General features: G+C 38.5%; 12 protein-coding genes. 6 read left to right on the forward strand and 6 right to left on the reverse strand.

The features are described 5' to 3' along the window. Positions 1 to 12: 12 nt before the first annotated feature. The 4 genes from tig to ASC84_RS09630 all read left to right on the forward strand — a co-directional run bounded on the left by tig (position 13) and on the right by ASC84_RS09630 (position 4406). A complete protein-coding gene (gene tig / locus ASC84_RS09615; protein ID WP_004726530.1) occupies positions 13 to 1344 on the forward strand; it encodes a trigger factor in 1332 nt (443 codons plus the stop codon). 189 nt (positions 1345 to 1533) lie between these two features. Continuing rightward, positions 1534 to 2145: an ATP-dependent Clp endopeptidase proteolytic subunit ClpP gene (gene clpP, locus ASC84_RS09620; protein ID WP_004726532.1), complete on the forward strand. Its 612-nt coding sequence runs from the start codon at positions 1534 to 1536 to the stop codon at positions 2143 to 2145. A gap of 36 nt (positions 2146 to 2181) precedes the next feature. Further along, complete coding sequence (gene clpX / locus ASC84_RS09625; protein WP_056514098.1) at positions 2182 to 3492, forward strand: ATP-dependent Clp protease ATP-binding subunit ClpX; 1311 nt, start codon at positions 2182 to 2184, stop codon at positions 3490 to 3492. A gap of 164 nt (positions 3493 to 3656) precedes the next feature. After that, positions 3657 to 4406 carry a DUF2846 domain-containing protein gene (locus tag ASC84_RS09630; protein ID WP_056514100.1) on the forward strand — a complete coding sequence of 250 codons (750 nt, stop codon included), beginning with the start codon at positions 3657 to 3659 and terminating at the stop codon, positions 4404 to 4406. Positions 4407 to 4466: 60 nt separating this feature from the next. Here the strand turns inward: ASC84_RS09630 and ASC84_RS09635 are convergent, their stop codons facing one another. The 4 genes from ASC84_RS09635 to ASC84_RS09650 form a co-directional block, all read right to left on the reverse strand. Next, complete coding sequence (locus ASC84_RS09635) at positions 4467 to 5000, reverse strand: DUF2059 domain-containing protein (protein ID WP_056514103.1); 534 nt, start codon at positions 4998 to 5000, stop codon at positions 4467 to 4469. A 57-nt stretch (positions 5001 to 5057) separates the two neighbouring features. Beyond that, positions 5058 to 5591: a DUF2059 domain-containing protein gene (locus ASC84_RS09640; protein ID WP_056514162.1), complete on the reverse strand. Its 534-nt coding sequence runs from the start codon at positions 5589 to 5591 to the stop codon at positions 5058 to 5060. Between the two features lie 10 nt (positions 5592 to 5601). Next, positions 5602 to 6150, reverse strand: a complete 549-nt coding sequence (locus ASC84_RS09645) for a hypothetical protein (RefSeq protein ID WP_056514106.1) — start codon at positions 6148 to 6150, stop codon at positions 5602 to 5604. Positions 6151 to 6232: 82 nt separating this feature from the next. Further along, positions 6233 to 7759, reverse strand: coding sequence for a fumarate hydratase (locus tag ASC84_RS09650; protein WP_056514109.1), 1527 nt, complete (start codon positions 7757 to 7759; stop codon positions 6233 to 6235). Between the two features lie 264 nt (positions 7760 to 8023). Here ASC84_RS09650 and ASC84_RS09655 point away from each other — a divergent pair, with 264 nt between their 5' ends. Both ASC84_RS09655 and ASC84_RS09660 read left to right on the forward strand, forming a co-directional pair. Next, positions 8024 to 8635 (forward strand): trans-aconitate 2-methyltransferase, encoded by a 612-nt coding sequence (locus ASC84_RS09655; protein ID WP_056514113.1) that lies wholly within the window; start codon positions 8024 to 8026, stop codon positions 8633 to 8635. A 279-nt stretch (positions 8636 to 8914) separates the two neighbouring features. Further along, positions 8915 to 11101, forward strand: a complete 2187-nt coding sequence (locus ASC84_RS09660; RefSeq protein WP_056514165.1) for a TonB-dependent siderophore receptor — start codon at positions 8915 to 8917, stop codon at positions 11099 to 11101. Between the two features lie 143 nt (positions 11102 to 11244). On the opposite strand, the gene pta is transcribed toward ASC84_RS09660, so the two are convergent. Further along, positions 11245 to 13386 carry a phosphate acetyltransferase gene (gene pta, locus ASC84_RS09665; RefSeq protein WP_056514116.1) on the reverse strand — a complete coding sequence of 714 codons (2142 nt, stop codon included), beginning with the start codon at positions 13384 to 13386 and terminating at the stop codon, positions 11245 to 11247. A gap of 276 nt (positions 13387 to 13662) precedes the next feature. Further along, positions 13663 to 14880 (reverse strand): acetate/propionate family kinase, encoded by a 1218-nt coding sequence (locus ASC84_RS09670; protein WP_056514167.1) that lies wholly within the window; start codon positions 14878 to 14880, stop codon positions 13663 to 13665.

Here is a 14880-nt window from a genome sequence, read left to right on the forward strand (position 1 = left end):
ATCGAGGAAGCCATGCAAGTAACTTCTGAAGCGGTTTCGGGCGTTGCCCGTCGTTTAAATGTATCTGTACCGACGAGCCGTATTAACGAGCAGTTTGAAGCTCGCTTGAAACGCACTGCCAAAACTGTGAAGATCAACGGCTTCCGTCAAGGTAAAGTGCCAGTAAACGTTGTACGTCGTGAATACGGCGCTGGTATTTACCAAGAAGTTGTAAACGACATCATTCGTGACACAGTATTTGAAGCAATTCAACAAGAAAAAATCAACGCTGTTGGTATGCCAAACATCGACAAAGTTGAAAACAAAGATGATGCTTTAGTTTATCAAGCTACAGTTGAAGTTTATCCTGAAGTTGAAGCTAAATTTGAAGGTCTTGAAGTATCACGTAAATCATCTGAAGTAACAGATAAAGACGTTGATGCAATGCTTGAAAACCTTCAAAAGCAACGCGCTGAATGGACTGAAACTAAAGGCATGGCTAAAAAAGACATGCAAGTAACTTTCGATTTTGAAGGTACTGTTGATGGTGAGAAGTTTGAAGGCGGTGCTGCTGAAGACTTTAAACTTGTTTTAGGTTCTGGTCGTATGATCCCTGGCTTCGAAGACGGTATCGTTGGTATGAAGAAAGGCGAAGAGAAAGTGATTGATGTAACTTTCCCTGAAGACTATCAAGCTGAAAACTTAGCAGGTAAAGCAGCTCAATTCAAAATCACAGTTAAACTTGTTGAAAAACAAAAACTTCCTGAAATTGATGCTGAATTCCTTAAAATCTTCGGTTTAACTGAAGAAGAAGGCGTAGAGAAATTAAAAGCTGACGTTCGCAAAAACATGGAACGTGAAGTTAAAAATGGCCTACGTAACCAAGTGAAAGGTGCAACTTTTGATGCACTTGTTGCTGCAAATGACGTAGAAGTTCCTGAATCTATGTTGGCTCAAGAAATTGACCGTCAACGTCAACAAATGATTCAACAATTTACTCAGCAGTTTGGTGCTCAAGGTGCTAAAGCATTTGACAGCAGCATGCTTCCTGATGAATTGTTCAAAGAACAAGCTGAAAAAGCAGTTAAACTTGGTGTATTGGTAAGCAAAGTATTGGCTGATGCTAAACTTGAAGTAGATCAATCACGTGTTGATGCTTATATCGAAGATATGGCTTCTTCTTATGAAGATCCAACTGAAGTGATTGAATATTTCAAAACTGATAAGCAACAACGTGCTCAAATCGAAGGCGTAGTGTTAGAAGATCAAGTTGTTGATCATATCTTAGCTGCTGCTAAAGTAACTGATGAAGTTGTTAGCTATCAAGATTTGTTAAAAGAGCAACAAGCGCGCCAACAAGGCTAAGTTGTTTGATCTAAAAAAAGGCGCTTTGGCGCCTTTTTTTATGAGTTTAAACATGGATTTAATCATTCCATTCACAATACTTATGCAAAAAATATCTGATATTAAGTTGGGAATATTTTGCATTTTCAGCAATTATCCCTCATATTGTGAACATGAGTGAAGTAACAAGAATTCAGGAATAAATAACGTATGTATGTTCCATCAATTGAAAGCGCTTTGGTGCCAGTAGTCGTAGAACAATCTTCACGTGGTGAGCGTTCTTTCGATATTTTTTCACGTCTTTTACGTGAACGTGTGATTTTTTTAACTGGTGAAGTTGAAGACAACATGGCGAATCTTATTGTCGCGCAAATGCTGTTTTTAGAAGCTGAAAATCCAGATAAAGATATCCATTTATATATCAATTCACCTGGTGGTTCAGTGACTGCGGGTATGGCAATTTACGATACTATGCAATTTATTAAGCCTGATGTAGTGACCTATTGTATGGGTCAAGCTGCATCTATGGGGGCTTTCTTATTAAATGCTGGTGCAAAAGGTAAGCGTTATTGCTTGGAAAATGCGCGTGTGATGATTCACCAACCATTGGGTGGTTTCCGTGGTCAAGCATCGGATATTGAAATTCACGCACGTGAAATTTTATTCATCAAAGAACGTTTAAATCGTTTAATGGCTGAACATAGTGGTCAAGATTACGAAACTGTCGCTAAAGATACAGATCGTGATAATTTTATGACTGCACAGCAAGCAAAAGAATATGGTTTAGTGGATCAGGTATTAAGTAAACGACCTCAAGACTAAACATTTATAGATAAGATTTAAGAATTTGGAGTGAAAATGTCCGATCTTCCTCAAGGACAAAAGCATTGTTCATTTTGCGGTAAAACGCAGTCTGAAGTCGGTAAGCTGATTGCAGGCGAGGACGCATATATTTGTAATGAATGCGTGGATGTGTGCTTAGACTTAGTGCAAACGAGTCAACAGGTGGAAACAGGCGATTGGGCAACACGTCCATTGCCAAAACCACATGAAATTCGTGCGGCTTTGGACCAATATGTAATTGGTCAAGACACTGCAAAGAAAACACTTTCAGTAGCAGTGTATAACCATTACAAACGTTTAAAAGTATCACAAACAGGTCACAAGCCTAAAGATGCGGTTGAAATTGCTAAAAGTAATATTTTGCTGATTGGACCGACAGGTTCAGGTAAAACATTGCTTGCACAGACACTTGCGCGTTTGCTTGATGTACCTTTTGCAATGGCTGATGCAACAACATTGACTGAAGCTGGTTATGTTGGTGAAGATGTTGAAAACATTATTCAGAAACTTTTGCAAAAAGCGGATTACGATGTAGAAAAAGCACAAAAGGGCATCATCTATATTGATGAAATTGACAAGATTACCCGTAAATCTGAAAACCCTTCGATTACACGTGATGTGTCTGGTGAGGGCGTGCAACAAGCATTGTTGAAAATGATTGAAGGTACTGTTGCGTCAATTCCGCCTCAAGGTGGACGTAAACATCCACAGCAAGAGTTTATTCAAGTCGATACTGCAAATATCTTGTTTATCTGTGGTGGTGCGTTCTCTGGTCTTGAAAAAGTTGTTCAACAACGTCAAGAAAAAGGTGGCATTGGTTTCACCGCAGACGTAAAGAATAAAGACGATAGTAAGAAAGTATCTGAATTATTCCGTCAAGTTGAAGCCGCAGATTTGGTGAAATTTGGTTTAATTCCAGAGTTTATTGGTCGTTTACCTGTGATTGCAACGCTTGAAGAGCTTGATCAAGAAGCCTTGATGCAGATTTTAACTGAACCAAAAAATGCATTAACTCGTCAGTATCAATATCTCTTTGAGATGGAAAATGTAGACCTTCTTTTTGAAGACTCTGCTTTACGTGCGATCGCGAAAAAAGCGTTAGAGCGTAATACAGGTGCGCGTGGTCTGCGTTCTATTTTAGAAAATGTATTGCTTGAAACCATGTATGACTTACCAAGTCGTTCAGACATTGGTACTGTGATTATCAATGAAGCGGTGATTAATGATAAAGCTGCACCAGAGTTCAAGTCTGAACGTCAACCAAAGCATGAAAGTACTGAAGTTGAAAAAGTAGATTTGAAGGTATTAGATTCAAAATCAGCTTAAAAGTCTGATTCTGATTCATCCTCAGTGCAATTCATCTGAAACGTGCAAGTAGCTTGACTATTTGCACGTTTTTTATTTTTAAATGGTCATTGAAATGTTAAGCTGGCTGTAGACAATAGGGTTTATTAAAAACGAAAATAAAAAATACGCGGTGAGGGAAAATCATGCGTTACATCGGTCTAGTCGTTTTGATCAGTTGTGGGTTGGCAGCTTGTCAAAGTCATCAATCTGTTGAACAGCAACCTGCAAAAGTTGTTTCAACTTTAGATCCAATCGATTTCAAAAAAGAAGATTCGTTGGTTCATGAAAAGCTTGAACAATATAAAGTTTCATCATTCTCTACGGGGTCTTGGGTCAATCAAAAACCGGGGCAATACTTTAAGCTGGTTAAACCACAGAATCCTCAAGCTGCAATTGTGTATTTTTATCGACCAGACAGTCGTTGGAATAGACAAGAAATTATTCCAAACAATTTTTTTCTGAATGGTAAGAAAATTCCAAGCTTGATCAGTAATCATTATTACTGGATTGAACTGGCTGAAGGTGACTATAAATTAAGTCTCAGTCGTCCATTAACGGTTTTTCATTTCCAGAAACCCAAAGTTGCTTACTTCTCAGTAGAAGCTGGCGGGCAATATTTTGTCAAATATGAAGAAGAAAAATTTCGCGGTGGACCAAATGGTGAAGCTGGGTTATTACGTGTAGGGCCTTTAATGCAAATGCCTACGCGACAAGGCTTAAAAGAAATTGCAATGACTCAGCTAAAGACTCCTGGCCTTAATTTCGTGGCTGAAGTGACTGCGGATGGACGAGTGATCAAACCTAAAGAAAAAATCAAAGGCGAACCGTACAAAGTGAGTGATGATGTGCACTTGGGGCAGCAGTTTAAACTTTGGAATCCAATGACTTGGTAATCTATCGCTAGATGATGTTTGATATAGAAAAGAGAGCGAGGCTCTCTTTTCTTATTTGTTTTATTGAGTATTTGCAGCCTTTTTTAAAGCATCTAATTTTTTAGTCACTTCTTTAAAGTCCTCAGATGCAGTTTGTACACTTTTTATCAGTTGGCTATTCATGACTTTCATGGTTTCTTGGGCAACTTGAGGTGTTTTTTTCAAAATCGACTGTCCAATTGCACTTGAATAAAAATCAATTTGAGCTTGAACTTCTTCAGCACTGTATATGTCTTTATAAATCTTAAGATAAATTGGTTTGATTTGATCCCACGCAACAGTTTTTTTACTTTGCTCATACATTTTGTCAGCAAGCTCATTGGCGACAATTTGTTCTTGTGGGTTGAGCTGATCTTTTTTTACTGTCATTTGAATGATCTGGTAAGCTTGTTGATCCAACTGAGGACGAATCTGTTGTATGGTTTCTTGTAGCAGTTCATCAATATTCATGACTTTCAATAATTGTTGAACTTGTTGATCTGAAGCGGGCGCTGCAAAAGCAAAATTTGTGCTGATACATGCGCTTGCAAGTAGTAAGTGTTGGAATATTTTCATAAAATACCTATATAAAATCTGGTTGTAATTCACATCATAAAATGGTTGGGTGAAGAGTTATTCAACTTGAAGAATTGGCTTTAAAATAGTTTCCATCTTTTCTTTCAGGGCTTTTTGATTTTCTACTTTTAGCATTTTTTCTTGAGAAAACTTTGCGGTTTCTTGCATGACTTCTGTCATAAGCGTGTTCATCTTTTGATTGATGGATTGTCCAATCGGTGTACTTAAAAAAGCGATATTGGCTTGAACTTCTTCTTCAGTAAAGGTCTTTTTAAATAATGATTTAAACATGTTGAGATATTCTGGGTCAGTCACCAGCTGCTGTTGAATATCACTATACAGCGCACTAATTTGTAGTGCTGCATTTTGCTGATCGATATTCAATGTTTGAGCCCCCGTCACTTGGCGAACAAGTGCTTCTGCTTGATCGTCAAAGTAGGGTTGCATATCACGAGTACTTTGTTTGAATATCTCTGAGATATTGGAGAGTTGCATCAATTTGTCGACACTTTTATCTGTTGCTGGAGATGCAAAACTTGACACTGTGATACAGCATAAACTTAAACTTAAAAATAACTGCTTAATTTTCATAGGTTTTCCTTTATTTGTTTTCATCTAAATGATGCAATTGCTGAATAATTTCTCCAATTTTATTGCGATATTGTTGGATAAATTGAGGGTCATTGATTGCCTTATGAATAGCAGCATTGCTTTCTATGAATATTTCTGTGTCAATATTGGCAAGTTTTGTGTACAGCTCTTGGCTTGACGTTGTGTCACGCTGAGAGAGCATTTCAATTTCTTGAAAACTTAACGATTCTAAAAGAATTTGTTTGGTTTGGGCGATAAATTGTGGATCTTGGAGAATATTTTCTGGTATTGCTTGATAAATCTCTACAATTTGAGGGATGATTTGTTTTTCTTTATCAGTGAGTTCTATTGTACTTGATCCGTTTTTGATTAAATTTTCTGCTTGATTTTGATAAATCCTTTTTGCACTTTCATTGTATTGTAGGCGCCATATTTGATTGGTAATGATACCTTGCGCTAGTCGGTCAACGGCGTCACTATCAGTGTTTGAAGCAAAACTTTGAATAGAGATCAAGCATACAAATAACCCAGGAAAAATAATATATTTTATAAAGTTCATGATCTGACTCAAAATAAAAAGCACCCTAATCATAGAGTGCTTTTTAAGTGATGCTCAAGCTTAATCTAAGCTTTAGATCAGATTATTGTGCAACAGCATCAACCACTGGGATTTTACCAATTTTGGCTTGCCAGATTTTAGGTGCAGTCGCATGAATAGAAGTACCATTGACATCAACTGCAACAGATACAGGCATATCTTGCACTTTAAATTTATAAATAGCTTCCATACCTAAGTCAGCAAATGCAACAACTTCTGCTTCACGAATGGCTTTAGATACTAAATAAGCAGCACCACCAACAGCCATTAAATAAGTCGCTTTATTGTCTTTGATTGCTTCAACAGCAGCAGGTCCACGATCCGCTTTACCAATCATACCGAACAAGCCAGTTGCTTCAAGGACTTGACGTGTGAATTTATCCATACGTGTTGCTGTTGTTGGACCAGCAGGGCCAACAACTTCATCACCTACTGGATCTACAGGTCCCACGTAGTAAATGAATTTACCTTTGAGATCTACAGGTAGTTGTTCGCCTTTATTTAACATGTCAACCATGCGTTTATGCGCAGCATCACGACCTGTATAGATGGTACCGTTTAATAATAATGTATCACCCGGTTGCCATGAGTTCATTTCTTCCTGTGTGATATTGTCTAAGTCAACACGTTTAGACGTTGACGTATCCCAAGTCACTTCAGGATAATCTGAAAGTAAAGGCGCTTGAATATGTGCAACACCTGAACCGTCTAACTGGAAATGAGCGTGACGAGTTGCAGCACAGTTTGGAATCATACCGACTGGTTTACCAGCAGCATGACAAGGGTAGTCTTTGATCTTGATATCAAGCACTGTGGTTAGACCACCAAGACCTTGTGCACCGATACCCAATGCATTTACTTTTTCAAAGATTTCAATACGCAGTTCTTCGATTTGGTTCTGTGGACCACGGCGAAGTAACTCGTCCATATTGATTTCTTCCATGAGCGATTCTTTTGCAAGCATCATGGCTTTTTCAGCAGTACCACCAATACCAATACCGAGCATACCAGGAGGGCACCAACCTGCACCCATCGTTGGTACAGTTTTAAGTACCCAATCTACGATCGAGTCAGAAGGGTTAAGCATAGCCAGTTTAGATTTATTCTCTGAACCACCACCTTTCGCTGCAACAGTAATATCGACTTTATTGCCTGGAACGAGTTTGTAGTGAATTACAGCAGGTGTATTGTCTTTGGTATTTTTACGACCAAAAGCAGGATCTGCTAAAACTGAAGCGCGGAGTACGTTGCTGTTTTCTAAATAACCTTGGCGTACACCTTCATTGATCGCATCATCTAAGCTCATGGTTAAATCAAATTTAACATCTAAGCCCACGTCAACAAATACGTTAACAATACCAGTATCTTGACAGATTGGACGATGACCTTCTGCACACATACGTGAATTAATTAAGATTTGTGCAATTGCATCCTTTGCAGCTTGGTTCTCTTCACGATCATAAGCACGGCTCATCGCTTGGATAAAGTCTTGTGGATGATAGTACGAAATGAACTGAAGCGCGTCCTTGACCGATGTGATCAAGTCATCTTGTTTGATAATAGTTGTCATATCAAAAATCTCTTGAGCGGGCTGTTAGCTAGCGGGCTAAATTATACGTGATATTGCTTGTTTTGTGGTGGCTTAGATCTAATTTCAGCCTAAAGTTTTATGATTTTATTTGAGAAACTCAGCTTATATTTGGGTTGATCAAGTCAACTTTTCTACTTTTTATATAAATGATGATAAAGCAGTATTGAAATAAATTTTCAGATTTTACAGAGTGAAAAGCTCTATACTCTGTTGAGTCAAAAGCTTGGGCTGAATAACAACAACATGGAAAACTATTCGCATCTTGCGGAAAATATTATTGAAATTTATAAAAAGCATGCTCGTGCATGGACTGAATTACGCGGGGAGTTTCTTTATGAAAAAGCGTGGTTGGATCGCTTTTTAACTTTAATTCCAGCTCACTCCCATATTCTGGATTTGGGTTGTGGTTCTGCAAAACCAATTGCTGCTTATTTGATTGAGCAAGCGAATACTGTGACAGGTGTTGATAGTTCTGATGTGATGATTGAAATGGCGAAAAAGAATTTTCCTGAGCACACTTGGATTTTAGCTGATATGCGAACAGTAAATTTAAATCGCAAGTTTGATGCAATACTCGCTTGGGATAGCTTTTTTCATCTTACACAACAAGATCAGCGAGATATGTTTGAAATTTTTAATCAATATACAAAAGCTGGCGCTGCTTTAATGTTTACCAGTGGACCATCACAGGGTGAAGCGATTGGAGAGATGTTTGGCGATGCTTTATATCATGCTAGCTTATCATCCGCTGAATATCATGAATTATTGAAAAAGTATAATTTTGAAGTGATAGAGATGATTGCTGAAGATCGTGATTGTACAGGGCATACTGTTTGGTTAGCCAAGCGAATATAAAATATCTAGATGAATGTAAATTAAGCAACAAATAAAACGATATCTAAAAAAATTAAGATTCTCAAAATGAGAGACTCATATATTTAAATTATGAGTATTAAAGTTATTTTTTAGTTTGATTTCTAAATAAGCAAAAATAATCCTATCCATTTTAATGTACTTTTCACGGTTATTTTTTAAACCATTATTATTTTGTAGTTAAATTAGCATGTTATTGTAATTTTTGGTGAGAAATTGTATTATAATGATAACTATTCTCATTATGTTTTCGGTGCAATCATGCCTTTTGTTAAAAAAAGCTTAACTTTAATGATGCTGTCGACGGGAGGACTTTTCGTTTCCTCTCTAACACTTGCAAATACAGATAGTAGTGAAGAACAGAAAAAAAATACGGCAACGCTTCCCACGATTGTAATTGAAGCAATGAATGATGGTGATCCAATAAAAACATATGTGGACTATAAACAAGCCAATGTTACGAGAAATGGTTTAGATAAAAAAGATATACCACAAACGATTGATACAATTGATGTTGCTAAATATAAGCTTTATGGCGCAAATGATCTAAGTGTCATGTTACAAGGCACACCAGGCGTTTCAACCAGCTACGATATGCGTGGTGATGGCATTATGCTGCGTGGTTTTAGTGCGGATTCTGGTGATATCTATCGTGATGGTGTGCGTGAAAGTGGACAGATACGTCGCAGTACCGCCAATGTTGAACGGATTGAAATTTTAAAAGGCCCAGCATCTGTATTATATGGCCGTAGTGGCGGTGGTGGTGTGATCAACATGGTCACCAAATATGCAAATTTTGATTCGGGAAGTTCAGTTGGAGCATACGCGGGTTCTTATAGCAATATTGGGGGAACACTTGATATTAATAAAGTACTCAATGATAACTGGGCTGTCCGTTTGGTTGGTGAAAAGTCCGATACCAATAGTTTCCGTTCTGAAATCGGCGCCAATGAGGAAATGATTTCTCCAAGTGTGACTTATCGTAGTGATGATGAAAAGCTACTTTGGACAACGGAATTTACTTACGACAATATAAATCGGGTTCCTGATCGTGGTCCTTCTTATGATAATTTGCCTGCAGGAACTTCAATTAAGATGGGGTTTGCTCAACCAGGTGATTATGTAGAAGATATTCTTCAAACAATGCGTACAGATGTTAAATATGAATTTGCACCAAATTGGAAATTTCACTGGGGTTTAAGTCATCGTGAGTCGGAACAAAATTTTGATCATTTTTATTTAGGCTCTATGTGTACTGCTGACGTGAAGCCAACGAATACAAATAAAGGATGTTATAAAGGTTATATCAATCAAATTTATTATTGGCAACAGACAACCAATAAAACCACAACCAATACTTGGGATATAACCGGTGAATTTAATACTGGGGCGATTAAACATAATGTTCTAGTTGGTACAGACTGGTCTTATGAGCAGAGAGAACCCTTACTATCAAATAAAAACAAGGATGGCTCATTGATTTATGGATTTGTTAATCCATTAACAGGTGATCGTTTTAGTAACCGTGGTACAGGGCATATTACTACCTCGCATAATTATAATGAAGGAACAAATTATGCGCTTTTCCTTCAGGATCTCATTAGCTTTAATGATCAGTTTAAAATGATGTTAGGTGGGCGATATGATTACTATGAGTCAAAAACTACAAATAAGTTAGAGAGTTCAACCTCATACCGACAATCACGCGAAGTTAAAGATGAGACATTTAGCCCAAATGTAGGTTTTGTATGGCAACCCGTCCCTGAACAAAGTCTATATGCATCTTATAGTCGAAGTTTTTCACCCTTTGGCGGCAATATGGGCGTCAATGTTATAAATGCAACCGATGATCTAAGTGCATTTAATTATGAGCCGCAATATCTTGATCAATATGAAGTGGGTATAAAAAGTGATTGGCTGGATTCTAAGCTAAACACACAATTATCTGTATTCAATATTAAAAAACATAATATCCGCGCGCGTAAAGATCCAGATGATAATAACTCGCCTTATGTTGTTGTTGGGGAAAATGAATCTAAAGGATTAGAGTTTAGTTTTATTGGTCAGGCACTGAATAATATTTATGTTCGAGGTGGCTATGGTTATACTGATGCCAAAATTACTAAACATGATGTAAGACCTGAATTAGTTGATAATAATTTACGCAATGTTTCCAAGCATACAGGCAATTTGTTTGTACGTTATCTTCCTACCGAAAAAATTTATGGCGAGGTCGGTGCAACCTATATGGGGGATTATTATACTTCTGATGAAAATACCACCAAAATGCCAGATTGGACTCGTGTAGATGCTGCAATTGGTTATAAAGACGATAAATGGGGCGCGACGATTGCTGTGAATAATTTAACAGATAAAGAATATTGGCGTTCAAACGCTATGCCTGGTACTCCGCGTAATTATTTATTCCGCGTGAACTATTTCTTCTAAGCTTTAATTTCATTGAAAATAAAGCTGTCTGATTGCCATGATAGCAATTAAATCGATGGGGATATCAGTATAACTTTTAGTCAGCATATTATAAAAAACCACCCAATTGATTTGGGTGGTTTTTTATGTCTAGTAGATCAGATTTAATGCGTAGCTTGTTGTTCTGACTGAATCGCCGTTAATGCAATGGTAAAGACAATATCATCTACCAATGCACCACGAGACAAGTCATTTACAGGTTTATTTAACCCTTGCAGCATTGGACCAACACTGACGACATTAGCAGAGCGCTGAACTGCTTTATAGGTGGTATTGCCTGTATTGAGATCTGGGAAAATAAATACATTGGCACGCCCAGCCACTTGAGAGTCTGGTGCTTTAGAGCGGCCAACACTTTCAACAGATGCAGCATCATATTGTAAAGGACCATCAATCAGTAAATCTGGACGACGTTGTTTTGCAATTTCTGTGGCTTTTGCAACTTTTTCAACTTCCGCACCTGCCCCTGAAGTACCTGTTGAATAGGAAATCATGGCAATACGTGGGTCAATACCAAATGCTTTTGCCGAATCAGCAGATTGAATTGCAATCTCAGCCAATTGCTCAGCATCTGGATCTGGGTTGATTGCACAATCACCGTATACATAAACTTCGTCTGGCAACAGCATAAAGAAGATTGAAGAGACTAAAGAGTATTCTGGTGAAGTTTTGATCAGCTGGAATGCAGGACGCACCGTATTGGCGGTGGTGTGCACAGCACCAGAAACCAGTCCATCGACTTGATCAAGTGCCAGCATCATCGTACCGAGTACCACAGTATCTTGCAGTTGCTCACGTGCTTGTAATTCGTTGAGTTTACCTTTGCGTAATTCAACCATATGCGTCACGTAGTTTTCACGGATCAGATCTGGATCAATAATCTCTAAATCCACAGGAAGTTCAATATTACGCGCTTTAGCGACTTCAAGTACCGCTTCAGGTTTTGCTAACAATACACATTGTGCAATACCACGGGATTGACAAATTGCTGCGGCTTGAATGGTACGCGGCTCATCGCCTTCAGGCAGTACAATACGTTTTTTTGCAGCAATTGATTTTTGCACCAATTCATGACGGAATGCAGAAGGGGATAAACGGGGTTTATAGTCACCATTTAACATCTGAGTCAACCATTCTGGATCAATATGGCTTGAAACGAAGCGGGTTACTTGATCGGCACGTTCAGTATCATCCACAGGAATTTCATTGCTTAAATTGGCAAGTTGCTGTGCTGTTTCAAAGGTACTGAGTGGTGTATGTAAAATCGGTAAACCATTTTTAATTGCAGACTGGCAGAACTCTAAAACCAATGGATTTGGCTCGTGATGTTCAGTTAAAACTAAACCTGCGAGTGGAATGCCATTGCTGGTGGCTAAACTACTCGCCAATAACACATCAATACGATCAGAAGCACTGATAATCAGTTCGCCTGCAACGAATTTTTGTAGTTCATGTTCAATATTTGACGCAATTAAGCTGCTGTGCAATACACGGCGTGTGTTGGCTTTGCCCTGATTAATCCACGTGGCTTGAATTTGTTTTGCTAAGTCTGAGATGCGTGGCACACTCAAGGTGTCACTGAATGGAACTAAGCCAATAATTGGAAACGCTGCTGAACCAATGTGTGCATGAGTTTTTTGAATTTCGGTTTTAAATTTTTCAGTATCTGCAACTAAACGTAAGCTTGGATCAATGGTCACCGGAATTTGTGCAGATTCAGCAGGTAGACCACGGGTACGCATAAACAATACGCCTGCGTTACGCGATGATGATGCACCACCAAAATTGCGTACTTGTGCTTCAACTTTTTCAGCAGTTTGTTCTGGTTTTTCGATATTGGCATTGCTGACAAAGACAACTTTTGCATCCAAAGCTTGCGCCAAAGAAGCATTTAAATCACTGGCAAAAGCATCACGTGCAGTAGGGACTAAGCCCTCTACAATCACAATGTCATGGGACTTTGCAATTTGGCGTTGTAAGCTGACTGCTTCTTCAAGGAGTTCATCTTTTTCACCATCATTGAGCTGTTGTGTGATTTTTGCATAAGCTATCGGTTCAACCGTATCTAATTTTGAGATATGACGGTAAAGCGCAGTGGTGCGGTCTGGTTCAGCGATTAATTCTTGTGAAAATGGTTTTACAAAGCCTGCTTTAACGCCTTGGCATTCCAATGCATAGACTAAACCTAAACACGCAGACGTTAAGCCTACGCCTTCCCCAGTTGGAACCAATAAAATTGTTTTCATAGACGATTCTTTAATCAGTAAAAATATGTGAATTCATGGGTAAATTGAAGATGAATATCTCCAATCATCTGTTTCACTCAACATCTTTTTAGTGGTGTATACAGTGATCGCAAAAGGATATTCATCTACAAGACTGGTTTATATATTTATGCCAGCTTAAACGATTACAAAACAGCTTTATATCAAAAATCTGGTCAAGATCATTTTTAATAACGAGCTTGAGTATACTGCTATTTCAACATGTATACCCAAAGCTCGTACAAGACTTACGACAGCTTAAGCTGTCGCAATATCAGATTCAGGCTTTTTTGCGGCCTGTTGTACCTCGTGTTCTACAACATGAACAGTTTCTTTAGCAATACGACCTTCTTCATCGGTTGGTATGACCCAAATTTGAGGACCTGTTCCAGCATCAATTCGACCTTCTGTACCACGTTTTAAACCATCATTCTGTTCTTTGCTGAGGTTAAAACCGAAGTGTGGTAAGTAAGCAATCGTTTTTTCACGAATATAGGCAGAATTTTCACCAATACCGCCTGTAAAGAATAAACCATCGATACGTGGTAAACCGCAGCTTAATGCCGCAAGTGATTTGGCTAGACGATAACAGAATACTTCAATCGCCAAAGTCGCATCTTCATTACCTTGTTCTGAAGCTTCAATCAAGGTACGCATATCATTTGAAAGATCTGATAAGCCCAGTAAGCCTGATTCACTGTTCAGCATTTTATCAATTTTATAGATGTCCCAGCCTAGATTTGAAGCAAGGAAGCTATGAATACTTGGATCAACATCACCACTACGGGTACCCATGACCACGCCTTCAAGCGGAGTGAGTCCCATGGATGTATCGACACTTTGACCATTCCAGATGGCACAAGTTGAGCTACCATTGCCTAAGTGTGCTGTTAACCAACCGCCATGTTTGTAGCTACCCGCAAGTTCAGAACCACGTTCAGAAACATAGGCATGACTGGTGCCATGGAAACCATAACGACGAACATTATGTTGTGTATACAGGAACTTTGGTAAAGCATAACGATATGCATGTGCAGGCATGGTTTGATGGAATGCTGTATCAAATACTGCAACTTGCGGTAATTCAGGGAATAGACGCATTGTCGCATCGATACCGACTAAATGAGCTGGGTTATGCAGCGGTGCAAGTGGTGTTGCTTCACGAATTTTTTCTACAATTTCAGGCGTCAATAACTCAGCTTTGGTTAAGGTACCGCCATGAACAACACGGTGTCCAATGGCTTGAGGTTTATACTGTGATAAACGACCTAAGATGGTTTCTAAAGCTTTTTCATGGTCTGCATAGGGAATTAAAAGCTCAAGCGGTTGATTGCCTGCCGTGATTCCTTTAATACGTGCATCAGCAGAGCCTAGGTTTTCTGCTAAACCAAAGATTCGATCTTCACGACGTTCAGAAACAAGCGCATATTTGATTGATGAAGATCCGCAGTTAATTACTAATACTGATGTAGACAC

It is taken from the genome of Acinetobacter sp. Root1280 (assembly GCF_001425285.1).
Classification (GTDB): Bacteria; Pseudomonadota; Gammaproteobacteria; order Pseudomonadales; family Moraxellaceae; genus Acinetobacter; species Acinetobacter guillouiae.

Bases quoted from the DNA above. Each gene is read 5' to 3' on its own strand.
- ASC84_RS09650 (WP_056514109.1), bottom strand. From the start codon at position 7,759: ATGACAACTATTATCAAACAAGATGACTTGATCACATCGGTCAAGGAC.
- ASC84_RS09635 (WP_056514103.1), bottom strand. From the start codon at position 5,000: ATGAAAATATTCCAACACTTACTACTTGCAAGCGCATGTATCAGCACA.
- pta (WP_056514116.1), bottom strand. From the start codon at position 13,386: ATGAAAACAATTTTATTGGTTCCAACTGGGGAAGGCGTAGGCTTAACG.
- ASC84_RS09660 (WP_056514165.1), top strand. From the start codon at position 8,915: ATGCCTTTTGTTAAAAAAAGCTTAACTTTAATGATGCTGTCGACGGGA.
- clpX (WP_056514098.1), top strand. From the start codon at position 2,182: ATGTCCGATCTTCCTCAAGGACAAAAGCATTGTTCATTTTGCGGTAAA.
- tig (WP_004726530.1), top strand. From the start codon at position 13: ATGCAAGTAACTTCTGAAGCGGTTTCGGGCGTTGCCCGTCGTTTAAAT.
- ASC84_RS09640 (WP_056514162.1), bottom strand. From the start codon at position 5,591: ATGAAAATTAAGCAGTTATTTTTAAGTTTAAGTTTATGCTGTATCACA.
- ASC84_RS09645 (WP_056514106.1), bottom strand. From the start codon at position 6,150: ATGAACTTTATAAAATATATTATTTTTCCTGGGTTATTTGTATGCTTG.
- ASC84_RS09630 (WP_056514100.1), top strand. From the start codon at position 3,657: ATGCGTTACATCGGTCTAGTCGTTTTGATCAGTTGTGGGTTGGCAGCT.
- ASC84_RS09655 (WP_056514113.1), top strand. From the start codon at position 8,024: ATGGAAAACTATTCGCATCTTGCGGAAAATATTATTGAAATTTATAAA.
- clpP (WP_004726532.1), top strand. From the start codon at position 1,534: ATGTATGTTCCATCAATTGAAAGCGCTTTGGTGCCAGTAGTCGTAGAA.